The organism is Bacillus sp. N6 (assembly GCF_052805735.1).
Genome location: NZ_CM127843.1, coordinates 216,945 through 242,500, shown reverse-complemented (window position 1 = coordinate 242,500; position 25,556 = coordinate 216,945). Strand labels below are relative to the sequence as shown.

Genomic DNA, 25,556 nt, shown 5'->3' with positions numbered 1-25,556 from the left:
GACACAGTTCATGTTTGATGATTCCGATTAACTCCTCCTTACCATACATTTCGTAATATCGATAATTCAGTTCAACATTGTGACTCTTCAACAGATAACGCCCACCAGTTGTACGCAGCCTACTATTGAACGTTGCTTTATGTAAAAATGGCATTCCGAAGTATTGTAGCGATACTTCTTCCACTAGCCGTTGAATTTCTTCCTCGTCCATTCTCATTCCTCCTAAACAAAAAAATATTTTTACACTTTTCACGCTTCTTATACATATATTAAATAGTACATATACCCATCCTCATTCAAGACGCGTGGTTTCTAAAAACACAACATGAATAGAAATCCACTCACCAACCTCTCATCAATAGCACTTTAGATTTTTGAGAGTAGGATTAAACAAGGAGGGATTCCTATGCCTACGTGGCTAAAAAAACAGATGCAACGTGCATATTTCGAAAAAAACCGGTATCAAATTAGATTGCTAAATGAATGCTGGTTTTATTATAGCAAAATACATCAAAACTCATAATCCATTACACTTTTTATTCTATAAAAAAAGAGCAGTTTCATCTGCTCTCTTCTCTTACTATTCAATCGGCAACATAGATAGTGCAACGCGTCCTTTTTTTGTATCAATATCATCTACCCATACTTTTACAATTTGTCCTACTGATACAACATCTAACGGATGCTTTACAAACTGTTTACTAAGCTTAGAAATATGCACTAAACCATCTTGCTTTACGCCTACATCAACAAAAGCACCAAAATCAACAACGTTACGCACTGTTCCTTCTAGTTCCATACCACGTTTTAAATCTTCTAATTTCAAAATTCCTTTTTTCAGAAGTGGTTTAGGCAACTCATCCCTCATATCTCGTTCTGGGCTAATGAGCGCATCTATAATATCAACTAACGTCGGCTCCCCAACCCCCGTTTCTTGAGACAACTTAGAAATCTCTACTTCTTCCAATCTCTTTTGTAATTGCGGTTGTCCTACGTCATCTATCGATAACCCTAAACTCTTCAATAACAATTCAACATTTTTATATTGTTCGGGATGAATACCTGTTCGATCTAATGGATTCGCTCCTTCTAATATACGCAAGAAACCTATACATTGTTCGTACGTCTTTGCACCTAAACGTGGGATTTTCTTTAATTCCGTGCGCTTTGTGAATTTCCCATCCTCTTCTCTCTTTGCCACAATATTTTTCGCAACAGTTTTCGATAAACCTGAAACATATTGTAACAATGCAACCGAAGCCGTATTTACATTAACCCCAACTTGGTTAACAGCTGTCTCTACTACAAATGTTAATGACTCATTCAATCTCTTTTGAGATACATCATGTTGGTATTGTCCAACCCCAACTGATTTAGGATCAATTTTCACAAGTTCAGCCAGTGGATCTTGCAGACGTCTTCCAATAGAAACGGCACTTCTCTCTTCAACTTGTAAATTTGGGAATTCTTCACGAGCTAAATCAGAAGCTGAATATACACTAGCACCCGCTTCATTTACAATAATATAAAAGACTTCCTGTTTCACACTTTGTAATACATCTACTATAAATTCCTCTGTTTCTCTAGATGCTGTCCCATTACCAATTGCAATCATTTCAACTTGATATTTATCTATAATAGAAAGAACTTTCGTTTTTGCATCATCATATTTACGAACAGGCGGATGCGGATAAATAACATCAATATGTAGTACTTTCCCCGTATCATCTACTACAGACAATTTACAACCAGTTCTATATGCCGGATCTACCGCTAGCACGACTTTCCCTTTCATCGGAGGTTGTAATAATAAGTTACGTAAGTTCTCAGAGAAAATATGTATCGCTTGTTCTTCAGCTGTTTCTGTTAATTCTTTACGAATTTCTCTTTCAATTGAAGATTGAATTAATCGTTTATAACCATCTTCAATCGCTAATTGTACATAATGCGCACTTTTAGAATCGTTATCACGAATTACTTTCTTATATAAGAAATTTAATATCTCATCTACTGGTGGGACAACAGAAACTCTCAATATATCTTCTTTCTCACCGCGATTCATTGCTAATACACGATGCGGTACTACTTTTTGCAATGGTTCTTCATAACTGTAATACATTTCATATATATTCTTTTCATCTTTTTCTTCACCTTTTACAGACGAAGACATAATACCTTTTCTAAAAGTAACATTTCGAATCCAACTACGATACGCAGCTTCATCTGAAATCATTTCTGCAATAATATCTTGTGCACCTTGTAAAGCTTCTTCTGCAGATTGCACTTCTTTCTCTGCATTAATAAATTCCACTGCCTTTTTAGCCGGTTCTTCTTTCTTATATAACAATAACCATTTAGCTAACGGTTCTAACCCTTTTTCTTTTGCAATCGTTGCTTTCGTTCTTCTTTTCTCTTTATATGGACGATACAAATCTTCTACTTCCTGCAACTTTGTAGCTTTAACAATTTGCTGCCTTAGCTCTCCTGTCAGTTTTCCCTTCTCATCAATAAGACGAATAACTTCTTCCTTCCTATCTTCAAGTTGCATCATATATTGCCATCTCTCTAAAATCGCACGAATTTGCACCTCATCTAAAGAGCCTGTCCATTCTTTTCGGTAACGAGCAATAAATGGAACTGTGTTACCTTCTTCTGTTAATTGAATAACATGACGAACTTGCTTTTCGCTAAAGCCTAATTCTTTCACTAACATTTTCATTAACGCTTGTCGATTATCTACCATTTCCATATACAACCGTAACCTCCTCTATAATAAAAAAAAGTTGCCCTTCAAAGAGAGCAACTTAAACTGCCGATTTAAAAATCTATTAGTCCTAAACTAATTTGTAACGCTTCATCTACACGACTCATCATCACTTCATCTAAATGAGTGATTTTGTCCGTTAAGCGTTGCTTATCGATTGTTCGAATCTGCTCAAGTAAAATAACAGAATCTCTCTCAAAACCATACTTTTTCGCATCAATTTCCACATGAGTGGGTAATTTCGCTTTTTGAATCTGTGCAGTAATAGCCGCTACAATCACCGTTGGACTAAAACGATTTCCGATGTCATTTTGAATGACAAGAACCGGACGAACGCCTCCTTGCTCAGAACCAACAACTGGGGAAAGGTCTGCAAAATACACGTCGCCGCGTTTTACAATCAAAATATTACCCCCCGCTAACTAAGCGTTCTACTGTATGAGCTGCTTCATACTCCGCTAAGAAAGCTTCAGATGCAATACCAAGATTAATTTTTCCCATTTCAATATACCCACGTCGCATTGATTCATGTTGGTAGCGTTTCTTCGTCTTATGTTGACGCAATAACAATTGTGTTGCCTGGCAAATTAGTTCATGGCGATTCTTATTCTCTTGTTTTCCAATTCCGTCCAATTCCGTTACCATTTGCTTTGGCAACCGAACCACGATTTCAGTAGTTACACTTGATTCGGACACAAAAATACACCTCCACCGTCAACTACACACCCAAATATATATATGACACCTATTGTAATAATACCATTGTATGGAGCCTGTTGCAAAGACTTCCTTATTCCTTGCTTATGTTTTCCAATTCACAAACAAAACATTCATCTTCTTAAATTTTTTATCTCATAACTAACTAAAAACAATAGAACTCCTCTTCAAAACTTACGTGTAACTTATATAAAAAATGATTATAAGTAAAAAGCTTCTCATCAAAAAGAGCTTATTATCCAGCAATGAACAGTCACTCCAATGACAAGAAGCAATCATACTACCTTCTATATATTGTTCAAGTAATTAATTATCTCTACAACCTTACCATTCCGTATAAATATTCTTGGCACACGGAAACTGATCGTTGCAATAATTTCATAATTAATAGTCCCTGAATATTCCGCAACCTCTGTAGCGCTAATATACTCATCTCCCTGCCTTCCAATAAGCGTAACTTTCGTACCAAGCGGCACTTCACAAGGAAGATGAATCATGAACTGATCCATTGTTACTCGCCCTACAATCGGTACCCTTTTACCATTTATAAGCACTTCAAATCCTTGTAATCTTCTAAGCCATCCATCTGCATAACCAATCGCTACAGTCGCGATCCATTCTTCAGTTTTCGTTCGATAAGTGACGTTATAACTAATTCCATCACCTTTAATCACCTGTTTAATATGAGCTACTTTCGTATGCAGTGATAGCGCCGGTTCTAATTCAAATGGTAAAAAAGGACGTATTTCTACAGAAGGAGATAATCCATACATTGCAATCCCAATTCGCACTGCATTAAATGTAATCCCTTGAAAACGTAACGTAGCAGCACTATTAGCTGTATGGACAAACTTAGGATTCACTCCGAATTCTTTCAACCAACTTAACTGCTCTAAGAACGTGTTATATTGCTTATCAAAATACGAAGTCTCAACCTCATCTGCCGTTGCAAAATGCGTGTATACTCCTTCTAACTCTAAAAACGGTGCACCTTCTAAACTCTTTAAAAATGCTTTCAGTTCTTTTCTTTCACGTATTCCAATTCTCCCCATACCACTATCAAAGTTAATATGGAATTTCATCACAGATGAACCATCCCAAAGTTTAATTGCTTCGTCCACCCATTCTTTTTGAAAAACAGTTAGCGCTACATCATTTTCAGCAGCTACATTTACATCACGCGGCGGCGAGGGACCTAACACTAAAATCGGCACAGTAATACCAGCCCTCCGAAGCACTAAAGCTTCATCTAAAAAAGCCACAGCTAACCTTGTTGCACCCGCTTCTAATGCCGTTTTAGCCACCGGTACATAATCGTGCCCATACGCGTTTGCTTTAACTACAGCAAAAATCTCTACATCACTTGGGATGAACTCTTTAATATGTGTAACGTTGTTATAAATGGCATCTAAATCCACTTCCACCCAAGTGTCACGGTAAAATGGTGCTTCTTCCATAAATACACTTCCTTATACACGATATGCGAAGCTTATTCTTTTATATGCTTCTTTTATGAAATCCACCTTCAAACTAAGAAAAGACGTGGTGCACATATATCACCACGTCTAAGAAGTCTACTTCACCTGCTTCGCTGTAACTGAACGAGCAACCATTAGTAGCTCCTTCGGCTCTAAACCTTTAGACACGAGCATATATTCTACTCCGTTATGCGACCACGTTACAGAGTCTTTCGTCAATGCACCAATCGTAAACCCAAGATCAACTGGTTCTCCACTTACACTTACCGCTGATGAAGCCTCTGCAACTTTTGCCTTTTCTTGTATTAAAGTAAAGGATTTCTTATTTCCAGTGTATGTGAGTATCGCACGCTTGCCACTGTCTGTCTTCAACTCTTTTTCATCTTGCAGAGTCATACCTTGCGGTGTATCAAGTGGATACAAAATAGCAAACGGTTTGTCTTCTTTCGCTGTTGTTTGAACATCTACCTGCGCTCTAGACATATTTTGTTTCGTATCAAATGCACCTTTATCAAATTTCGCATCGAATTTCACCTTAGAGAAATCTACTTTTACAAGAACATTTTGATCATTATCCATTAACTTCACTGAAACTGGAGTCAAATCGCTCTTCTTCAGCGTAATCTCTTGTTTCGGCAACATATTTTGATGTTGATAGTTTGTTTTTGTTTTAAAAATATAATACTTATCTGTTTTCTCGAAAGTAAGGTTTTTCTTATCCTGCAAAATATCTCTTACAAGTGATTCATATAAATAAGCCTGGCTGCTATTTTGCGGCCAATCACTTTGAAAACGGAAGCTCTTATTAAGTGCTGGCGTTAATACAAATACACCTTCTTCATTTCTTAAAATGATTTGGCTCTGATCTTTTTTTGCATTCTTTAAATTCACACGATAAAAAGACGGTTCCTTATGCCAAATCTCTACATTATACTCCTGAGGCTCATTTCCTGTTTTAATAGATAATTTCGCTTCAGCTTGATAACTTTTCATCCCTTTTACTTTCGCTTCTAAATCTCTCACGACATCATCTTGTTTCTTTTCCACACAACCCGCCAACACAAAAACGGTCAACAAACCGACAAGAACTAAAAACAGACGCCTTTTCATCACTTCAGCCCCTTTGCCCCTATAAATGAATGGAAGATGTACCTTCCTTATCGCTACCTCAAATATATGAGACAAAGATATAAAATATGCAGACTAGCGTGACGAGCTTTCTAAAACAACTTGAGCAACAGCAAATTCCTTACTATGACTAATTGATAAATGAACAACATACTCTGTACTTGTAATCAGAATCGGCTTACCTCTTTCATCATTTTTCACTTCAATATCTAAAAAGCTTACTTCTTTCCCGATACCAGTACCTACAGCTTTTGAATACGCCTCTTTCGCTGCAAACCTTCCAGCTACAAACTCTGTAAGACGACTTCCTTTCAGCTCCATAGCAACATTACGTTCATTTTCTGTTAAAATACGTTCCATAAATTTAAGCTTTCCATCTAGCATTTTTTCAATACGATTTAATTCAATAATATCGATTCCAATCCCTATAATCATTTCAAAATCCCCTTCTTCTATTTAACTTTCTTCTTTCATATTGATAAGAATAACAGAGAATCTTTCTGATGCAAAAGGGGTGGTAGTAACCGTATGCTAATAAGATCTACTCAGATTTCTTTACAACCGACTATTCTCACCTTACTTTTTATTCACTTAGTCATGATGATATTAGGCGACTTTTTCCTCTTCCCACTGGCAGCCTCTAATGAATATATCGCTAAAGGAGAATGGTGGCGTGTCATAACTTCCCTTCTGGTACACGTAGACTTACAACATTTTCTTTCTAATAGTATTTTTTTATTTGCACTTGGTTCTTCTATCGAAAAGCAACTCGGACACTTTTCTTTTTTTATTCTATTTTTTCTTTCTGGAATTTCCGGAAATATTTCTTCCTATATTATTATGCCTCCTGAATATATTCACGCAGGTGCATCAGGTGGTATTTTCGGACTATTAGGCGCACAATTATTTTTATTGTACAATCGATACCGCTCTTCAAAACCAAAAGAAATTGCCATTTTCTCAATTATGATACTTCTATTACTGCTATTTACTTTCTTTAATCCTTCCGCCAATCCGATCAGTCATTTAACAGGTTTAATAACCGGCGGCATTTTAACTCCCTTTTTAACAAAAAAAAACGATGGTGCAAAGCTTATTTAATATAAAAGCTTGCACCATCGATAATTTCTACATCTACCTGTTCGTTTAAATCCCTCATTAATTGAAATAAAGACTCATCCTTCATCTTCGCCTCAATCATACAATCAATTTGCGGAACACTTCCCTTTATCCTTCTTAAAAAAGATAAAAATGCGTCTACATTAATATAATCTGCATGAGCTCTTGGATCTTTTCCCTCTCTAGGGCTAGAGATATGCATTTTAACCGGTAACAAAGATGTTTCCCACGTATGAACAACACGTGGCCAATCTTCATACCAATCTTCTTGCTCATTATTCATCATATGGTGATGCAAATCAAACACGACGGGAATATCTAATTTTTCTCCTAAATATAATGTTTCCTCTAACGTAAAAGTTGTATCATCATTTTCTAATATAATCATTTCTTGAATACCCCTTGGGACATTAGACCAATTCTCTATAAAACGCTCTAATGCAAGTTCTTTATCTTTATACCCTCCTCCAACATGTAGTACACATCGTTGCTTATGTTCAATCCCCATGCCTTTTAATAATTTTTTGTGCATCTGCAATGTCTTTACAGCTTGTTTAAAAACACTCTCCTCAGGTGAATTTAGTACAACAAAATGATCTGGATGGAAATCAATTCGCATATTCATATGAATTGCATATTCACCTAATTCTTTCAATTTTTCTTTTAAAGGACGAATATAGTTCCACTCTAGCAATTCCTCATGATTCGCTAAAGGAATGAGCTTAGAACTAAGCCGAAAGAAAGATATGTCATGTCCCTTATTATGCTTTAATAAACGTAAACAATTTTCCAAATTGGAATTAGCAATTCTTTCAAGTTTACGAATTGCAGCATCACGATCATCTATTTTCTGAAACTGTGCGTACGTCATCGTTTGAGATGGGGATGCATTCTTCAAATGCACACTCATCGCAACGTAACCAAGCCTTACAAGCATATAACAGCCCCTTTTCTATCATAACTACTATGTAGTATGCACAATTACAGAAATAAAAAAAGAGAATGCCAACAAAGGGCATTCTCTTTTTTATTAAGCTTGTGGACGGCTATGATGTTTTCTTTCGCCGCGTCCATTTGAAGATCCTGGGCGACCTTGACCTTCACCTCTACGACCACGACTACCACCATCACGATTACGATCACGGTTTCCATCACGATTGCGATCACGGTTTCCGTCACGATTACGTCCATCACGGTTACGACCATCGCCACCGCCACGTCCGTCACGACTACGATTACGGTTACCATCACGGTATCCGCCTCCGTTACCGCCACGTTTTTTAGAACCGCCACCTCTTGAAACAACTGGTGGTTCTGATGTTAAAGCGATCGGAGTTGTATCCGGCTCTTTAGTCATCATTTTTAAAGCAGCAGCTACTACTGTTACAGAGTCATTCTCTTCTAACATTTCTTCTGCAATACGCTTGTAGTATGATAAGTTCTCATTTTGGATTGTGCTTTGAAGTTTTTCAGCGATTAAACGTTGTTGACCTTCTAATGCCTCATCAAGTGTCGGTGCTTCCATACGATCAACTTTACGCTTTGTTGTACGCTCGATATTTTTTAATTGTCCTGATTCACGTGGTGTTACAAATAACATTGCAATACCTTTTTTACCTGCACGGCCAGTACGACCGATACGGTGAACGTATGATTCTGGATCTTGTGGGATATCGAAGTTGTATACGTGTGTTACGCCTGAAATATCAAGACCACGTGCAGCAACGTCTGTTGCAACAAGAACTTCAATAGCACCTTCTTTAAATTTACGTAATACAGACATACGTTTCGCCTGTGTTAAGTCACCATGAATACCTTCTGCTGCATAACCACGTAAGTTTAGTGCTTCTGATAATTCATCAACACGACGCTTTGTACGACCGAATACGATCGCAAGCTCTGGAGATTGAATATCTAGTAAGCGTGTTAACACGTCAAACTTTTTCTTTTCTTGCACTTCTAAATAGAACTGCTGAATGTTTGGCATTGTTACTTCTTTTGCTTTTACTTTAATGTGTTGAGGCTCAGTCATGAAACGCTCAGCAATACGACGGATTGGATCTGGCATTGTCGCTGAGAATAATAATGTTTGATGTGTTTCTGGCACATCTGTTAAAATCGCTTCAATATCTTCAATGAAGCCCATGTTTAACATTTCATCCGCTTCATCAAGAACAACAGTCTCTACGTTTTGTAAGCGAAGTGTTTTACGGTTAATATGATCTAAAATACGACCCGGCGTACCAACAATAATGTGTGGGTGTTTTTTTAGAGCACGAATTTGGCGGTTAATATCTTGACCACCATAAATTGGTAGAATACGAACACGTTTATGTTTACCAATTTTGTATAGCTCTTCTCCAACTTGAATTGCTAATTCACGCGTTGGCGCGATAACAATACCTTGAACTGCTTCTTTATTTGTATCCACTTTATCTAATAGTGGTAATCCGAATGCTGCTGTTTTCCCTGTACCTGTTTGCGCTTGCCCAATAATATCCTTACCTTGCAATGCATGTGGAATTGTTTCAGCTTGAATCGGCGTAGCCTCTTCAAAGCCCATACTTTCAACCGATTGCAGTAAAGACTCACTTAATCCTAATTCTCGAAATGTTGTCAATGTTACTTCTCCTTTTCTATCCTATACTTATCATTTAAAAAAAGGCGTTTTCCGAATTTGCGGAAAAGCCCTTTTCCTGAATGCTCACGTATATAACCGGGCGTATATTCTTCACGAAAATACTTCTAAACGTTATTACACTTTATCAATTATAAGTTTTGTATGTGTAAAAAGCAAACCCAACTGTTACCTTATTTTATATTCAGGGCCTTTTTCTTTACTTTTATTTTTTTATCATTTACTGTAAGCGCTTATTATAAGTTTCTTCTATTTTCGTGACTATCATCCCTATTTATATACACCAATTATTTCAACATCGTAATTACTTCTTCTAATTTCATACCGCGAGATGCTTTTATTAATACAACATCTTTCGCATCGACTACTGCTTGTAAATCTCTTACTAACTCTGCTTTATTATCATACGCCTTTACACGTTCATTAGGGAAATTAATTTTCGCTCCTTCAGCAATTTGAGCTCCTAATCTACCGTATGTGAATACATGTGAGATTTTTGCTGGATCGATTAATTTACCTACCTCATAATGGAACTGCACTTCTTGATTTCCAAGTTCTAACATATCACCAAGCACAACGATTTTTTTAGTAAATCCATCTAAACCATTCATTAAATGGAATGCTGCCTCCATAGCCGTCGGACTTGCATTATAAGCATCGTTGATAATTGTTAATCCACTATCCGTTTTTACAATCTCCATACGCATGCCCGTCATTTGAAGTGTTACTAAACCTTGTTTCATTTCTTCCCACGTCACACCAAAATGTGTCGCAATTGCCATTGAAGCAAGTGTATTGTACACATTATGTTTTCCTAACACCGGTAGGTAGAATGAAATATTTTCATCTCTATTCATTTTAAAATGTGTCCCAGTTGCCTGTAATGTTACAGTTGTTGGATAGTAATCGTTGGCTCTTGCATCACCAAACGTAACTGTTTCCGCTGCTAAATTCATTTCAGGAACACGATTCGTTAATAACGGCTCATCTCCATTATATACGAACACGCCACCTTCTTGTAACCCTGTAACAATTTCTAATTTCGCTTCAGCAATGGCCTCACGAGATCCTAAATCCATTAAATGTGCTTCACCAATATTCGTAATGATAGCTGCATTAGGACGAGCTAACTTAGATAAAAATTCAATCTCTCCTCGGCTTGACATACCCATTTCTAATACAGCTACTTCTGTATTTTCTTCTAAGTTTAAAATAGTGAGAGGTAACCCAATATGGTTATTGAAATTTCCTTCTGTTTTTTGAACTTTGAACTTAGTCGCGAGAATACTTGTCACAATATCTTTCGTGGATGTTTTACCGTTACTACCTGTCACACCAACAACTTTAACATCCAATTGATCGCGATAGTTTTTCGCTAACATTTGCAGTGCAGATAGCGTATCTTCTACAAAAATAACCGGAAGATTCTCGGGTGGATTTGCTACATCTTTCATCCACAATGTAGCTACAGCTCCATTTTCAACTGCTTTATCTACAAAAGCATGTCCATCGAAACGCTCCCCTTGAATCGGAACATATAAGTTTCCTTTTTCAATTTTTCTCGTATCAATAGACACGCCTTGAATAATAGTTCCCTCATATTGCTCTGCTAATCCAGTACCATTTACCATCTGTTCTACTTGCTTTAACATTCGCTTTATCATATAGAAACGCTCCTTACATAGAGGAAGCACTATTCCTACGAATAGTGCTTCCTCCTTTTTTTGTTAGATTGTATATTTAATTTTTTGTTTTTCTTCGTGACGTTCAATCGCTAAACGAATTAACTCTTCGATTAACTCTGGATACGGTAACCCAGTATGTTGCCATAATAGAGGGAACATACTAAACGGTGTAAATCCTGGCATAGTGTTTACTTCGTTAATATACACTTCTCCGTCTTTCGTTAAGAAGAAATCAGCTCGCGTTAAGCCTGCACCATCTAATGATTGGAACGCAATAATTGCATCACGCTTAATCACATCAGATTCTTCTTCTGTCATTTCAGCTGGAATAATTAACGCCGTATCACCATCGATATATTTCGACTTATAATCATAGAAGTCCTTTTTCGGAACGATTTCACCTACAACTGAACATTTCGGCTCATCATTACCTAGTACCCCAACTTCTACTTCACGACCTACAATATTTTCTTCTACAATAATTTTGCGATCAAATTGGAATGCCTCTACAAATGCATTCTCAAGTTCTTCACGATTTTTACACTTATTAATACCAACACTTGAACCAAGGTTTGCTGGTTTTACGAAACAAGGATATCCTAACTTATCTTCTACTTTAGAATAAGCTTCCTGACGATCTTTTTCCCATGCACTGCGAATGAAAGACGCATATTTTGCTTGTTTTAAACCAGCCTCTGCAAAGATGTTTTTCATAACAACTTTATCCATACCAGCAGATGATGCTAGAACACCATTTCCTACATAAGGAATATTCATCAATTCTAATAATCCTTGAACCGTTCCATCTTCACCGTTTGGTCCATGTAGTAATGGGAAAATAACATCAATAGCATTTTCCTCAGAAGCTACAGATGGAATAATCTCTGTACTTAATGATAACGGAGAAATCGCATTTTCTGCACCACTCATTTTTAAAGCTTCAACATCTGTTACTTCACCTTCAATACGCTCACCACGTACCCATTGACCTTGTTCTGTAATATAAATTGGATGAATCTCGAATTTATCTTGATTTAACGCTTTAATAGCAGCAAGAGCCGTCTGTAACGAAACTTGATGCTCAGCTGATTTTCCACCATATAATAAACCTAATTTAATTTTTGTCACTGAAATCACCCTAACCAATTGTTTTCATTTTTCTATTTTAGCACTTTTTATAAAAATAGGTAGTTCCTATTTGAAATAAAATGTAACTTCCACAAATAATTAAATGACACCACTTATTGGTTTTCTACACTTTTTCTATTCCACTACTATACAAAGGTGAATTTTAAAATGAAATGGTAATCCTATCTAGTTATGTACCTAAAATATGTAGAAATCCCCTTTTTTGTGTATGTCACCTATTTACTAAGAAGATTTCTTGGTTAGTGTATCTTTTTGCCTTTGCTCAACAAGGCGATCTAAAGAAATATATACAATACCTGCAACTACACATCCTACAGCTAAAATTGTAAATAGCAAGTGGCCAAGTAATCGATCTAATAAAAAACCTCCCAAAAGTGGACCAAATGCGCTTCCTGTAATCCACTGCAAACTTGCAGCGCCCATATAAGTCCCTCTCAAATGCTCAGGGGCCAAGTTTGCTACAAATGTCATCTGTACAGGCGACATAATCATCTCACCTAACGTATATATAGCATAAACGAACAGTAGTGTTATTAAAATAACTGTAGCATTTGTATTAAACTCTCCAAACCACTTCGGTAACCACCCTATAAAAAACAATCCAATCCCGAACAAACATGCACCATATAACATCGTCTTCCCGACTGGTTTATCCGTAGCCCATTTTGAAATTTGAAATTGGAATAAAACAACTAATAGTCCGTTTAACGCCATTAAATATGGATATGGATTATTCGCTCCAAAAATACGCTTCATTTCGTTATCAAAATGTAGTGGCAACATGCCTTCTGTTTGAGAAAACCCCATCGAAATGATAATACCTGCTAATAAGTAAATCATTAATGCCTTATCTCGCATGACAATTTTCCAAACTGCCCCAGATTCCTTTTCTTTATGTTCTTCCTTATCTGTCCTCTTTGGCATCGTCTCTTGAATAAGAAGCAATACAAGTAACGCATAAAATAGCATTGTAGAAGAGGCAATAATAAACACAAGATTCTTTGACAACACAACTACTGATGCTCCCATTATCGGACCAATCGCAGCACCTATATTGTGACCCATTCGTAATAAACCATATGCCTCTGTTCTTTTTTCTGGTGCTGTTACATCTGCGACCATAGCTGATGCAGCTGGATGAAATAAAGAATTACTCAATCCTAAAAAAATAGATAAAATTGCATATGGAATAAATCCTTCTATAAATAGAAAACCGAGCATTAATAATGCATTACTTGCCATAGAAAATATCATAATCGGCTTTCTTCCATATATGTCAGCAATTCTCCCTCCTATAAGTGAACCAAAGCTTGCAGCAATTGGAGAAAGCGCCATAATAACCCCAACTTCCAACAACGAATCTACCTTATCTTTTAAATATAATGCAAAAAAAGGCATTAACATCATCATTGCAATTCCATTTAACGTCTCTCCAATAAATCGAATCCATACGTTACGGTCCATCTCCCTTAACTCACGCCACGTATTTTTCATCATTTCACTCCTTTAGTTAGCCAACAATTATCTTATAATAAGTTCAGAAAAATGTAAATTTTCAAATAAAAAAATCCATTCTAACAGAATTAGAATGGATTTTTTTCGCTTATAAATTCGCAACATCTTCTTCTTTTTTACTATTATTTAAAGCACTATGTTTTCGGCTATATAAGAAGTAAACCGCTATACCAATAACCATCCATATCCCAAAACTAATCCATGCTGTCCCCGATAATTGAAGCATTAAGTATAAACAGAAAATCACTGTTAACGCTGGTAAAAATGGTACAAGCGGAGCCTTAAATGCCCTTGGTAAGTCTGGATGGGTTCTTCTCATTACAATTACCGCAACAGCTACGAGTGCAAATGCTGACAATGTCCCCATGTTTACAAGATGTGCTAAAACATTTAAATCTATTAATCCTGAAATCAGTGCCGCAATAATTCCCGTTGTCCATGTATTTAAAAATGGCGTTTTAAATTTCGGATGAACTTTAGCAAGACGCTTCGGTAATAAACCATCTCGGCTCATCGCATAAGAAACACGAACTTGCCCATACATCATAACTAGCATTACTGTTGTAATCCCTGTAATTGCTCCTACTGAAATTACCCCCGCTAAGCCATCTTGTCCAATAAATTGCAGTGCAAAAGCAACTGGATCTGATATATTTAGCTGACCGTATGGAACAATTCCTGTCAAAATAAGCGAAACAACGATATAAAGAACTGTACAAATTAATAACGATGCAATAATACCAATTGGTAAATCACGTTGCGGACGTTTCACTTCTTCTGCCGCTGTTGAAACTGCATCAAATCCTATAAATGCGAAGAATACTGTGGCCGCTCCAGCCATTACACCATCTAAACCAAATGGCATAAAAGGCGTCCAGTTTTCAGGTTTCACATAATTAAAACCAGCAAAAATAAAAATAAGAACAACTGCTATTTTAATAAATACCATAATGTTATTTACTCGTGCACTTTCACGAACACCTCTAGATAAAAGAACTGTCATCACTAAAATAATTAGAACTGCAGGTAGATCAATTATTCCACCCTTTCCTGTACCAGGAGCCGAGGAGAGAATAGTCGGAATGTGGATTCCAAACCCCTTTAATAAAGATTGAAAATATGCAGACCAACCGTTTGCTACAGCAGATGTAGCAAGTAAATATTCAAGCATTAAGTCCCAGCCAATTAAAAATGCGAATACTTCCCCCATCGTCGCGTATGTATACGTATACACACTGCCCGAGACAGGAACTGAAGAAGCAAATTCAGCATAACAAAATGCAGCAAAGGCACAAGCTAGCGCGGCAATCGCAAATGATAATATAATAGCTGGCCCAGAATGTTTCGCTGCCACAACACCCGTTAGAACAAAAATACCAGTTCCAACAATTGCTCCGATTCCAAGCATAGTTAAATCTAGCGCGCCCAATGTTCTTGCTAACGTTTTTTGCTTACTTTCTTGCATTAACTTTGCAATTGGCTTCTTTTGAAAAATTTGCTTCATCTTTCACTCCTCCAAGTTTTAAATTTTCTGAAAATTTTCAATTCGCTTTTTTATTTTACTCATTACGCTTTTCCTAGTCAATACTTTTGTCGAAACAAGTAGAAATTCTTCTGAATATGCACTATCCTTATCATTCTTTCTATATATCTTTCGACAACTCTTTTTGGTATTATTATACATGTCGATTCCACAAAAAAGGCATGCTCCCTTATTGAGAGCATACCTTTTTTTACTTATTTCACAGTATATGAACCTTGTTCAATCCAGCTATACATATACTTTTCATCTTCTGTTTCATGTGCTTGTTTTACAATACGAAGCGGACGGAATGTGTCTATCATAACAGCTAATTCAAGTGTCTCTTTCTTCCCTATACTTGCCTCTGTTTTCCCCGGATGCGGCCCATGGGGAATCCCGCTCGGATGAAGTGTAATAGAACCTTCTTCCACACCTTTGCGACTCATAAAGTTTCCTTCTACATAGTAAAGAACTTCATCACTATTAACATTACTATGATAATATGGTGCCGGAATTGACTCTGGATGATAATCGTATAAACGTGGTACGAAAGAGCAAATAACAAAATTATGCCCTTCAAATGTTTGATGTACTGGCGGTGGCTGATGAATGCGCCCTGTAATTGGTTCAAAATCCTCTACATTAAATACCCACGGATATAAATAGCCATCCCATCCAACAACATCTAACGGGTGGTGTCCTAAAACATGTTTATGCATATAGCCTCTTGATTTTGTCATTACGACAAACTCGCCTTTTTCATCATATGTCTCTAATTTTTCTGGACCACGAAGATCTCTTTCACAAAACGGACTATGCTCTAACAATTGTCCGTATTCATTTCGATAACGACGCGGCGTTGTAATTTGGCTATTCGCCTCTACAACGAGAAACTTAGTCTCTCCTTCATCTGGAATAACACGATAAATCGTTCCAATTGGGATCGTTACATAGTCGCCTTTTCTATAGTGAATCGTTCCAAACATTGTTTCAATTTTCCCTGTTCCATAATGAACAAATAACATTTCGTCGCCATCACCATTACGATAGAAATAATCCATTTTTTCTGTTGGGCTCACTACTCCAATTAACAAATCTTCATTTCCAAGTATGAAATTTCGTCCACTTATTGCATCACCACTTTTTTTATTTTCTTTCGTTCGGAAGTGGCGATGAGAAAGGGCAACATCCTCTTCATACTGCAACTGACAAGAATGCGATAATGCAGAATGACCTACTTCTGTTGGCATATAGTGATGATACAAAATAGACTGCGTACCAGAAAATCCTTTCGTTCCCATTACCTGTTCACGATAAAGCGATCCATCTTTTTTACGAAATTGTACATGTCGTTTATGAGGTAGTTCTCCCATTTGACGATAAAACATGCCCATCACCCGCTTCCTTTTCTTTTTTGATCGTATTACGTAGTGTACCTAAACCAGTAATCGACAGCTCTACAACATCTCCATCTTGTAGCCACTCTTCTGTACCAAGTTCTAAAATACAGCCTGTTCCTACTGTCCCAGAACCAATCACATCTCCTGGATATAACGTCACGTCCTCTGAAGCACGTTCAATCATTTCAGCAAATGTATAGTAAATATCTTGGAAGTTTCCCTTTGATAATAGTTTCCCATTTACATGAGCAGTCATTTCTAAATCATATCGATCACCATTACGATAAACATCTAATTCCTCTTTCGTAACAAGATGTGCTCCTAACGAAGTTGCAAAGTCCTTTCCTTTCGCAGGACCGAGACCTACTTTCATTTCTGTTGCTTGTAAGTCTCTCGCACTCCAGTCGTTCATAATACAATAACCAAAAATATATTCCTCTGCTTGCTCACGAGAAATATTTCGCCCTTCTTTTCCTATTACGCAAGCAATCTCCAGCTCATAATCAAGCTTTTTAGACTTTTTCGGACCAATTACAAAATCACCGGAACCAATTACAGCACGATGATTAGTAAAATAAAAAACCGGAATATCATACCATTCAGGCACAACATCTAGTCCTCTTCGTCCACGAGCTGTTTTTACATGTTGTTCAAATGCGTAAAAATCTCGAATACTACTCGGATTAGGCAGAGCAGCTGTCAATTGTACTTCTTCTAAAGCATATATACCCTTATTTGGATTCTTAATATTCCGCACTACTTCTACATACTCATCAGCTTTCTCTAAAAAAGCCATCATAGAAGAAGGGATTTTCCCTTCACTAGCAAGATTCATATCTATTACTTTGTCACCTTCAAGCCATCCAGCCCGTATTTCTTTTGAAGGAAGACGAAATGTAACAAATTTCATCCTGATTCCTCCTTATAAAAATGAAATTTCCACCAGCAAAGGGACTTTTGCTGGTGGATACAAATCTTATAAGTTTCCGCGACGTTCTTGTTCTCTTTCAATTGATTCGAATAACGCTTTAAAGTTTCCTTCACCAAATCCACGAGAACCTTTACGTTGAATGATTTCAATAAATAAAGTCGGGCGATCTACAATTGGTTTCGTAAAGATTTGTAGTAAGTAACCTTCATCATCACGATCTACTAAGATCTTTAATTCTTTTAGCTTATCAATTTCTTCATCGATTTTTCCAACTCGTGCAGTTAACTCATCATAATAAGTATCAGGTGTATCTAAAAACTCCACCCCATTTGCACGAAGCGCTTCAACCGTTTTAACAATATCACTTGTTAATAAAGCAAGATGCTGTACACCAGCTCCATTATAGAATTCTAGATACTCTTGAATTTGTGACTTTCTCTTTCCGTCTGCTGGTTCGTTAATAGGAAACTTAATACGGCTTCCATTTGTCATAACTTTCGACATTAAAGCCGAATACTCTGTACTAATATCATCATCATCAAAATGAATCATTTGTTTAAAGCCCATGACATTCTCGTAATAACTAACCCACTCTTCCATTTTTTCAACATTACCAACTACATGATCGACAGCAATTAAGCCAGACTCTTCAAATGGAATATTAAACTCTACCTTTTCGAATCCTGGCATAAATGCCCCTTTATAATTTTTACGCTCTACAAGCGTATGAATTGTATCACCATACGTACCAATAACTGCTTTTTTCAATGTACCGTCCTCATCTGTTAATTCCTCTGGTGGAGCAATTGCGACGGCACCACGTTTCACTGCTTCTGAGTATGCTTTATCAACATCATCAACAAGTAGTGCCACATCCTTGACGCCATCACCATGAGTCTTTACAAACTCCGCAATACGATTTTCACTACTTAAAGCTCCAGACACAACAAAACGCATATTTTTTTGCACAAGAACATAAGATACCTTTTCACGGTTTCCAGTTTCTAATCCAGAGTAAGCCACAATTTTGAATCCGAATGCTCTCGCAAGATAATAACTCGATTGCTTTGCATTCCCTACGTAAAATTCCAAATGATCTACATCACGTACTGGAAAAAAGTCCTCCATTTGTGCAGCTAGCGTATCCATAGATTTTTGTTTCATAATATCTTCATCCCCCTGTAAATAGATTAAATGGTCCATACTTAAAACCAACCGAAAACGCTTCCAACATAAATAAATAGAAATTAGTTAGCAAGCTAACAAATTCTGACCTTTAAAATTTTCTATCTTTTCTGTCAAATTCCTCTTTTTTTCTTACATATAAAATTCGACTTTTTTCTCTTTAAAATAAAGTGAAACTTTAATCAGCCCTCACCAATCAGGCTTTTACTCAGTGGATTTTTGATTATTCGTTGAATCAAGTTGCAACCGCAGCGTCTAATTAGCCATGGATGCTAAATAATGAGGTAACTTTAATACTTGAAGGTATATAAGAAGAAAATAAAAAAGACTCCAACATATTAACTGCTTACTAATACGTTAGAGTCTTTATTTTTTTTGAATGGTTGTATTTACATATATCATACTAATACACTTGCAAGGAATAGAATAAATGATGTTAATATTACCGCTCCACCTAAGGATCCTAATAAATCCGTTTTTGTTACTTGAAACACTTGTTCACTGTTCATATCCCTCATTCTCCTTCCATTTTTGTTTGATTTAAAACTTCTATTATACTAATACGCTTGATAGAAATACGATTAATGCTGTTAATACTACTGCTCCACTTGCTGATCCTACGAAGTCACCTTTTGTTACTTGTAATACTTGCTCTTTCATATCTTTCATTCTCCCTTCTTTTTCTTTTGTTACAAAGTTTCTATTATACTAATACGCTTGATAAAAATACGATTAATGCTGTTAATACTACTGCTCCACTTGCTGATCCTACGAAGTCACCTTTTGTTACTTGTAATACTTGCTCTTTCATATCTTTCATTCTCCCTTCTTTTTCTTTTGTTACAAAGTTTCTATTATACTAATACGCTTGATAAAAATACGATTAATGCTGTTAATACTACTGCTCCACTTGCTGATCCTACGAAGTCACCTTTTGTTACTTGTAATACTTGCTCTTTCATATCTTTCATTCTCCCTTCTTTTTCTTTTGTTACAAAGTTTCTATTATACTAATACGCTTGATAAAAATACGATTAATGCTGTTAATACTACTGCTCCACTTGCTGATCCTACGAAGTCACCTTTTGTTACTTGTAATACTTGCTCTTTCATATCATTTATCCTCCCTTTTTATAAGTTATCTATATGTAATTTCTAAGAAATGTTTATTTCATAGTTTTTATGTTAACGTTACATTAAATTTGATAACGTAACGTTTGTAACATTAATGTAACATAACTATTGTTACGTTGCAATATAATAACGTGAAATTTATTACACTTTTTTTACGTTTTTTTATAATACTCCCCAAGAAGCCTTATTTAATGCACTTTTCACTAAGTTCACGTTTGTAACATTCGTGTAATATTAAAGTCGTAAAGTGAAATATAGTCATCCTCCTCTCTATTTTTGTTACAAACAGTTTATTTAGTGACACTAAACCTATCTAATCTTTACTTACTTTTAATATGAGATAAAATACCGTCTTTCCAAGATAAGTTTATATGTTTCCTCTATATAACTATGTATAATAAAAACAAAGAGGTGGTCATTTTGAAATTAATCGCATTAGATATGGATGGTACACTACTATCATCTAATCTTGAAATCTCCAAAGAAAACCTACAAGCAATCCAAACTGCTCAAGAAGCTGGTCATATTGTAATGATTTGTTCTGGTCGTGCGAAAGAGGATGCTTTAAAGCTATTGGAAGAATATAAATTATCTCTTCCAGTCGGAGCAAGCAATGGGGCTATTGTTTATGTGGATGGAAAAGTAATTAACTCTCGTTGTATACAAAACGACAAAGTGTACAAACTTGCAAAATTACTAGAATCTGAAGGTTTCCCATATAAGCTATATACGAATAAAGGAGTTTATTCTCCATATACATGGCAAGATCAAGTGATGCAAGCGTTCGAAGAAAATAAGCATGCGCTCGATGTTACATTAGAGGAACTTGAACGAATTACAGAAAAGCAAAAGAAATCGAACCTAATTACTGATTTCAAAAAAATAGAAGATGTTGTAAATAACCAAGAACTAGAAATATCTAAATTCTTCATTTCAACATTTAATGCAGCGCATCGTGCACAGCTATTAAGCGTGTTACAAGAAGACGCTGATATTATGGTTACAGCATCAGCTCCTACTAACTTAGAAATTATGGATAAGAATGGACATAAAGGAAACGGGCTACAGCAGATGGCAGCTCATTTTAATATCCCTATTGAAGATACAGTTGCTATTGGTGATAATTTTAATGATGTACCAATGCTAGAAGTAGCAGGCTTATCTGTTGCAATGGGCAACGCTGAAGAAGATATAAAAAAACTATGTGATGTTGTAACATTAACAAACAATGAACATGGTGTTTCTCATGCAATCGAGCAATTTGTATTGAAACAAACTTCATCTAGTAAATAAAAAAAGGACTCTTTCAAATTGAAAGAGTCCTTTTTTTATACATGATGACAAGAAACAAAATGATCATCACCAACATTACGAAATTCTGGTATTGTTTTTTTACAAACATCTGTTGCAAACGGGCAACGTGTATGAAAACGACAACCCGAAGGTGGATTTGCTGGACTTGGAATATCCCCTTCTAGTATAATTCGCTCTCGCTTCACTGTTGGATCTGGTATTGGAACAGCTGATAACAATGCTTTTGTATACGGATGTAGCGGATTGGTAAATAACTCATCACGCGGCGCCGTCTCCACAATTGTACCTAAATACATAATTCCGATTTTCGTACATAAATGTTCTACTACACTCAAATCATGTGAAATGAATAAATAAGATAATCCCTTTTTCTCCTGTAACTCACTAAATAAATTAATAATTTGTGCTTGGATAGATACATCTAGTGCCGCCACAGGTTCATCAGCTACAATGAATTCTGGATTTAATACCATAGCCCTTGCTATTACGATACGCTGACGTTGTCCACCAGAAAACTCATGGGGATACCGGTCAATATGATAAGGAGCTAAGCCACATAACTCCAATACTTCAATTACCTTTTCACGAACATTTTCTTTCGTCGCTAATCCGTGGGCCAACATCGGCTCTCCAAGCGCTTCACCAATTCTCATTCTCGGATTTAATGAGCTAAATGGATCTTGGAAAACGAGCTGCATATTAGGGCGATGTTTTCTCAATTCATCCTTGGATAAAGAATGAACATCTTTCCCTTTAAACTTCACTTCCCCCTCCGTTTTTTGAACGAGGCGTAAAATTGTTTTTCCTATCGTTGTTTTTCCGCTCCCTGATTCGCCAACGAGACCAAACACTTCACCTTTATTAATAGTAAAACTTACTCCATCAACTGCTTTTACATGCCCGATCGTTCTACTAAATATGCCACCTTTAATTGGAAAATATGTCTTTAGGTTTTTCACCTCTAATAATGGTTCACTCATTGTTCCGCACGCTCCTCATATAACCAGCAAGCTACTTTATGATTTTCATCATTTACATTTAGATTTGGGGCTTCTTTTTCACATATTTCCATACAATGCTCACAACGCCCACTAAAGTAGCAAAACTCACCTAAACCAACTAAATTCGGAACTTGCCCTGGAATAGAATATAGTTTATCTATTCGTTTTCCCATTACTGGTTTTGATTTCAACAATCCTTTCGTATAAGGGTGTTTTGGATTTTGGAATATCTCTAGTACTGGAGCTTCTTCAATAACTTTCCCGCCATACATAACGACAACGTAATCAGCCATTTCTGCTACGACACCTAAATCATGTGTAATTAATAAGATCGACGTTTTAAATTCTTCTTTCACTTGTCTTAGTAAATCCAATATTTGAGCTTGAATCGTAACATCAAGAGCTGTTGTTGGTTCATCTGCAATTAATAACTTAGGATTACAACTAAGCGCAACAGCAATCATAATACGTTGTAACATCCCGCCGCTCAATTCATGCGGATAAGAATGAACAATTTCATTAGCACGGGCTATGCCAACTTTACGAATTAACTCAATTGCTTTCTTATACGCTTCATTTTTACTAAGTAATTCATGCTCCCTTAGCGTTTCTACAATTTGCTCACCTACAGTGAAGACGGGATTTAGCGATGTCATCGGTTCTTGGAAAATCATCGCAATATCATTGCCTCGTAAACTACGAAGTTCTTTCTCTTTCATTCCTAAAAGACTTTTTCCTTCATATAAAATGTCTCCACCTACTACACTGCCAGATTCAGCAATAAGCCCCATAATAGATAAAGCCGTTACACTCTTCCCGCAACCTGATTCTCCTACTACACAAACCGTTTCACCTTCTCGAACAGCAAAGCTAACATGGTTTACAGCCTTCACTGTCCCTTCCTCCGTTTGAAAGTGTGTTTGTAAGTCTTTTAGCTCTACTACCGCTCTACTCATACCTTCTCACCTACCGTCTCATCTTTGGATCTAACGCATCACGAAGTGCATCACCAAGTAAATTAATTGATACAACTGTTATAAAGATTGCAAAACCAGGCGGAATCCATAACCACGGACGCTTTTGGAAATCAATTAATGAGTTAGCTGCGCTAATCATGTTCCCCCATGATGGTGTAGGTGGGACGACGCCGAGACCTAAGTAGCTTAGCGCGGACTCACTTAAAATAGATCCAGCCACACCCAAAGTTGCTACAACAATAAGTAACGGAAAAACGTTAGGAATTAGATGATGAATGATTTTTCGAGAATCTTTTAATCCTAATACATCTGCCGCTTGCATAAAGGCTTGCTCCCGCAATGTTAAAATTTGTCCCCTCACAAGACGTGCAAGTCCTGGCCATCCTACTAAACTTAAAATAATCATTACAACATATAAACGGTACTCCGATGGTAATTTCCATTCTGATAAAATTGCCCCCATTATAATAAGTAGTGGTAATCCTGGAATGGACATTAACACATCTGCAACACGCATAATTAAATGATCTACAACTCCTCGATAAAAACCAGCAATTGCTCCTAATAGAGCTCCTAGTATAACGGATAGTAGCATCGACGCTAAACCGATTGTTAATGAAATACGCCCTGCTTGCATAAGTCTAGTTAAAATATCCCGTCCCAACTGGTCTGTCCCAAGCCAATGTGACAGGCTGGGTGGTTTATTAATTTGTGTTACTTGTACTTTCCCATCAGCATACGGTGAAAAGATTGGACCGATAAAACTAAATAAAAACATAAATATTAAAACGTATAAGCCACACAGTGCCATCTTATTTTTCTTGATTTTTTTATACGCTTGGCGCCATGGTGATGATTCATTTCTCTTTTTCCGTTCTTTCTTTTTCTCTATTATAGGTGTAATAGTCTCCATATCTTTCCCCCCTTACTTCAATCGAATTCTTGGATCAACAAACGCATAGACAATATCAGCTAAGAAATTAGCCGTAATTGTTAAACAAGAAAGAAACATTGTAAAGGCCATTAATACCGTATAATCACGAAAGTTTAATGCTTCTAATTGAATACTCCCAATCCCGGGCCAATTAAAAATCTGTTCAATAATAATGGCTCCTGAAAATAAACCCGGTAATTCAAAAGCGAGTAATGTAATTGCTGGCAAAATTGCATTTTTCAATGCATGTTTATAAATAACGGTTCTTTCTTTTAAACCTTTTGCACGAGCAGTACGAATATAATCTTGCCTAATAACATCCAACATGCCCGTTCTAAAATAGCGTGTTAACGATCCTACACCAAGAAGCGTTAAAATAAATACAGGTAGAATCATATGACGTAATACTTCTAATATGTATGCTATCCCTGTTGAGTTACTCCCAATATCAATCATGCCACCAATAGGTAATAACTTTAAATCAACTGCTAATAATTTAATTAAAAATAGTCCGATAAAGAATGATGGAAATGACATTGCTGCAAAGACACCGATTGTTACCAATCTATCAAACCAAGAATGCTGCTTTGTTGCAGAAATAACCCCAATAATAAGAGCAATAATCCAAGTGAAAAATAAAGCTGCAGCAGCAACAATAAATGTATTCCAAATGAATTTATTAAGTAATGAAGTTACCGGTTCTTGGTACTGTAAAGAAAATCCAAAATCACCATGCAAAGCATTCACTAGCCAATGAAAATACCTTTCAATAATCGGTTTATTTAAACCGTACAACTCTCTTAATTCTTGAGCTCTCTCTGGTGTTAATTTCGGATTTGAATCGATATAATCACCCGGTAAGAGTGCAAATAAGAAAAAGATAATAATAGACGTACCAAACAATGTAGGAATCATTTGTAGAAACCTACGAATGATATATGTTTTCACCTTTTGTCTCCCCAATC

Annotated in this window: 28 protein-coding genes (1 of these 28 only partly in view); 3 read left to right on the top strand and 25 right to left on the bottom strand. The window is 36.4% G+C overall.

The window, feature by feature from the left end; genetic code table 11:
* Nucleotides 1-211, bottom strand: partial view of a SprT family protein gene (locus ACUXVC_RS01375; protein ID WP_016083957.1) — the beginning only. Its footprint begins 248 nt before the window's first position; only the first 211 of its 459 coding nucleotides appear in the window; its start codon is at nt 209-211; its stop codon lies beyond the left edge, outside the window.
* 195 nt (nt 212-406) lie between these two features.
* Here ACUXVC_RS01375 and cmpA point away from each other — a divergent pair, with 195 nt between their 5' ends.
* The gene (cmpA, locus tag ACUXVC_RS01370) at nt 407-523 is read left to right on the top strand and encodes a cortex morphogenetic protein CmpA (RefSeq protein ID WP_098127572.1); all 117 of its coding nucleotides are present in this window, start codon (nt 407-409) and stop codon (nt 521-523) included.
* Between the two features lie 57 nt (nt 524-580).
* Here the strand turns inward: cmpA and ACUXVC_RS01365 are convergent, their stop codons facing one another.
* The 6 genes from ACUXVC_RS01365 to acpS form a co-directional block, all read right to left on the bottom strand.
* A complete protein-coding gene (locus ACUXVC_RS01365; RefSeq protein WP_144465766.1) occupies nt 581-2,749 on the bottom strand; it encodes a Tex family protein in 2,169 nt (722 codons plus the stop codon).
* 68 nt (nt 2,750-2,817) lie between these two features.
* A complete protein-coding gene (gene ndoA / locus ACUXVC_RS01360) occupies nt 2,818-3,168 on the bottom strand; it encodes a type II toxin-antitoxin system endoribonuclease NdoA (RefSeq protein WP_000635965.1) in 351 nt (116 codons plus the stop codon).
* A gap of 4 nt (nt 3,169-3,172) precedes the next feature.
* Nucleotides 3,173-3,460 carry an antitoxin EndoAI gene (locus tag ACUXVC_RS01355; RefSeq protein WP_000004570.1) on the bottom strand — a complete coding sequence of 96 codons (288 nt, stop codon included), beginning with the start codon at nt 3,458-3,460 and terminating at the stop codon, nt 3,173-3,175.
* Between the two features lie 308 nt (nt 3,461-3,768).
* Nucleotides 3,769-4,938: an alanine racemase gene (gene alr, locus ACUXVC_RS01350; protein WP_098127574.1), complete on the bottom strand. Its 1,170-nt coding sequence runs from the start codon at nt 4,936-4,938 to the stop codon at nt 3,769-3,771.
* Between the two features lie 117 nt (nt 4,939-5,055).
* Nucleotides 5,056-6,006: a LolA family protein gene (locus ACUXVC_RS01345; protein WP_002094231.1), complete on the bottom strand. Its 951-nt coding sequence runs from the start codon at nt 6,004-6,006 to the stop codon at nt 5,056-5,058.
* A gap of 156 nt (nt 6,007-6,162) precedes the next feature.
* Entirely contained in the window at nt 6,163-6,522 is a 360-nt protein-coding gene (gene acpS / locus ACUXVC_RS01340; RefSeq protein WP_000583418.1) for a holo-ACP synthase, read from the bottom strand.
* 93 nt (nt 6,523-6,615) lie between these two features.
* Here acpS and ACUXVC_RS01335 point away from each other — a divergent pair, with 93 nt between their 5' ends.
* Complete coding sequence (locus tag ACUXVC_RS01335) at nt 6,616-7,188, top strand: rhomboid family intramembrane serine protease (protein WP_000908525.1); 573 nt, start codon at nt 6,616-6,618, stop codon at nt 7,186-7,188.
* On the opposite strand, the gene uvsE is transcribed toward ACUXVC_RS01335, so the two are convergent.
* The 14 genes from uvsE to ACUXVC_RS01265 all read right to left on the bottom strand — a co-directional run bounded on the left by uvsE (nt 7,181) and on the right by ACUXVC_RS01265 (nt 20,344).
* A complete protein-coding gene (gene uvsE, locus ACUXVC_RS01330) occupies nt 7,181-8,143 on the bottom strand; it encodes a UV DNA damage repair endonuclease UvsE (protein ID WP_446025908.1) in 963 nt (320 codons plus the stop codon). The genes ACUXVC_RS01335 and uvsE overlap by 8 nt on opposite strands.
* Nucleotides 8,144-8,236: 93 nt before the next feature.
* The gene (locus ACUXVC_RS01325) at nt 8,237-9,826 is read right to left on the bottom strand and encodes a DEAD/DEAH box helicase (protein WP_000206602.1); all 1,590 of its coding nucleotides are present in this window, start codon (nt 9,824-9,826) and stop codon (nt 8,237-8,239) included.
* Between the two features lie 305 nt (nt 9,827-10,131).
* Nucleotides 10,132-11,508 carry a UDP-N-acetylmuramoyl-tripeptide--D-alanyl-D-alanine ligase gene (gene murF, locus ACUXVC_RS01320; RefSeq protein WP_089170295.1) on the bottom strand — a complete coding sequence of 459 codons (1,377 nt, stop codon included), beginning with the start codon at nt 11,506-11,508 and terminating at the stop codon, nt 10,132-10,134.
* Between the two features lie 63 nt (nt 11,509-11,571).
* Entirely contained in the window at nt 11,572-12,657 is a 1,086-nt protein-coding gene (locus ACUXVC_RS01315; RefSeq protein ID WP_095689885.1) for a D-alanine--D-alanine ligase, read from the bottom strand.
* Nucleotides 12,658-12,900: 243 nt separating this feature from the next.
* Nucleotides 12,901-14,172 (bottom strand): MDR family MFS transporter, encoded by a 1,272-nt coding sequence (locus ACUXVC_RS01310; RefSeq protein ID WP_089170294.1) that lies wholly within the window; start codon nt 14,170-14,172, stop codon nt 12,901-12,903.
* A 109-nt stretch (nt 14,173-14,281) separates the two neighbouring features.
* The gene (locus ACUXVC_RS01305) at nt 14,282-15,697 is read right to left on the bottom strand and encodes an amino acid permease (protein WP_000809361.1); all 1,416 of its coding nucleotides are present in this window, start codon (nt 15,695-15,697) and stop codon (nt 14,282-14,284) included.
* A 233-nt stretch (nt 15,698-15,930) separates the two neighbouring features.
* Complete coding sequence (locus ACUXVC_RS01300; RefSeq protein WP_095691513.1) at nt 15,931-17,103, bottom strand: homogentisate 1,2-dioxygenase; 1,173 nt, start codon at nt 17,101-17,103, stop codon at nt 15,931-15,933.
* The gene (locus ACUXVC_RS01295) at nt 17,069-18,025 is read right to left on the bottom strand and encodes a fumarylacetoacetate hydrolase family protein (protein ID WP_095689886.1); all 957 of its coding nucleotides are present in this window, start codon (nt 18,023-18,025) and stop codon (nt 17,069-17,071) included. The genes ACUXVC_RS01300 and ACUXVC_RS01295 overlap by 35 nt, the downstream gene beginning before the upstream one ends.
* Before the next feature lie 66 nt (nt 18,026-18,091).
* The gene (gene hppD / locus ACUXVC_RS01290; protein WP_053565411.1) at nt 18,092-19,210 is read right to left on the bottom strand and encodes a 4-hydroxyphenylpyruvate dioxygenase; all 1,119 of its coding nucleotides are present in this window, start codon (nt 19,208-19,210) and stop codon (nt 18,092-18,094) included.
* Between the two features lie 419 nt (nt 19,211-19,629).
* Nucleotides 19,630-19,740 carry a DUF3948 family protein gene (locus ACUXVC_RS01285; RefSeq protein ID WP_001083691.1) on the bottom strand — a complete coding sequence of 37 codons (111 nt, stop codon included), beginning with the start codon at nt 19,738-19,740 and terminating at the stop codon, nt 19,630-19,632.
* A gap of 43 nt (nt 19,741-19,783) precedes the next feature.
* A complete protein-coding gene (locus tag ACUXVC_RS01280) occupies nt 19,784-19,891 on the bottom strand; it encodes a DUF3948 family protein (RefSeq protein WP_000664237.1) in 108 nt (35 codons plus the stop codon).
* Between the two features lie 43 nt (nt 19,892-19,934).
* On the bottom strand, nt 19,935-20,051 hold the full coding sequence (locus ACUXVC_RS01275; RefSeq protein ID WP_000654250.1) for a DUF3948 family protein: 117 nt from the start codon (nt 20,049-20,051) through the stop codon (nt 19,935-19,937).
* Nucleotides 20,052-20,085: 34 nt separating this feature from the next.
* A complete protein-coding gene (locus tag ACUXVC_RS01270; RefSeq protein WP_000654250.1) occupies nt 20,086-20,202 on the bottom strand; it encodes a DUF3948 family protein in 117 nt (38 codons plus the stop codon).
* Nucleotides 20,203-20,236: 34 nt separating this feature from the next.
* Nucleotides 20,237-20,344 carry a DUF3948 family protein gene (locus tag ACUXVC_RS01265; protein ID WP_000664237.1) on the bottom strand — a complete coding sequence of 36 codons (108 nt, stop codon included), beginning with the start codon at nt 20,342-20,344 and terminating at the stop codon, nt 20,237-20,239.
* Between the two features lie 441 nt (nt 20,345-20,785).
* Between ACUXVC_RS01265 and ACUXVC_RS01260 the strand changes: the two genes are divergently transcribed.
* Nucleotides 20,786-21,658 carry a Cof-type HAD-IIB family hydrolase gene (locus ACUXVC_RS01260; RefSeq protein ID WP_053565412.1) on the top strand — a complete coding sequence of 291 codons (873 nt, stop codon included), beginning with the start codon at nt 20,786-20,788 and terminating at the stop codon, nt 21,656-21,658.
* A gap of 35 nt (nt 21,659-21,693) precedes the next feature.
* On the opposite strand, the gene ACUXVC_RS01255 is transcribed toward ACUXVC_RS01260, so the two are convergent.
* The 4 genes from ACUXVC_RS01255 to ACUXVC_RS01240 are packed head-to-tail and all read right to left on the bottom strand — an operon-like array spanning nt 21,694 to nt 25,539.
* Nucleotides 21,694-22,659, bottom strand: a complete 966-nt coding sequence (locus tag ACUXVC_RS01255; protein ID WP_001294500.1) for an ABC transporter ATP-binding protein — start codon at nt 22,657-22,659, stop codon at nt 21,694-21,696.
* Nucleotides 22,656-23,636: an ABC transporter ATP-binding protein gene (locus ACUXVC_RS01250; RefSeq protein WP_065229648.1), complete on the bottom strand. Its 981-nt coding sequence runs from the start codon at nt 23,634-23,636 to the stop codon at nt 22,656-22,658. Before ACUXVC_RS01250 ends, ACUXVC_RS01255 begins: the two co-directional genes overlap by 4 nt.
* Nucleotides 23,637-23,646: 10 nt before the next feature.
* Entirely contained in the window at nt 23,647-24,570 is a 924-nt protein-coding gene (opp4C, locus tag ACUXVC_RS01245; protein ID WP_000447957.1) for an oligopeptide ABC transporter permease, read from the bottom strand.
* A gap of 12 nt (nt 24,571-24,582) precedes the next feature.
* The gene (locus ACUXVC_RS01240; RefSeq protein ID WP_141240950.1) at nt 24,583-25,539 is read right to left on the bottom strand and encodes an ABC transporter permease; all 957 of its coding nucleotides are present in this window, start codon (nt 25,537-25,539) and stop codon (nt 24,583-24,585) included.
* Between the last annotated feature and the right edge of the window lie 17 nt (nt 25,540-25,556).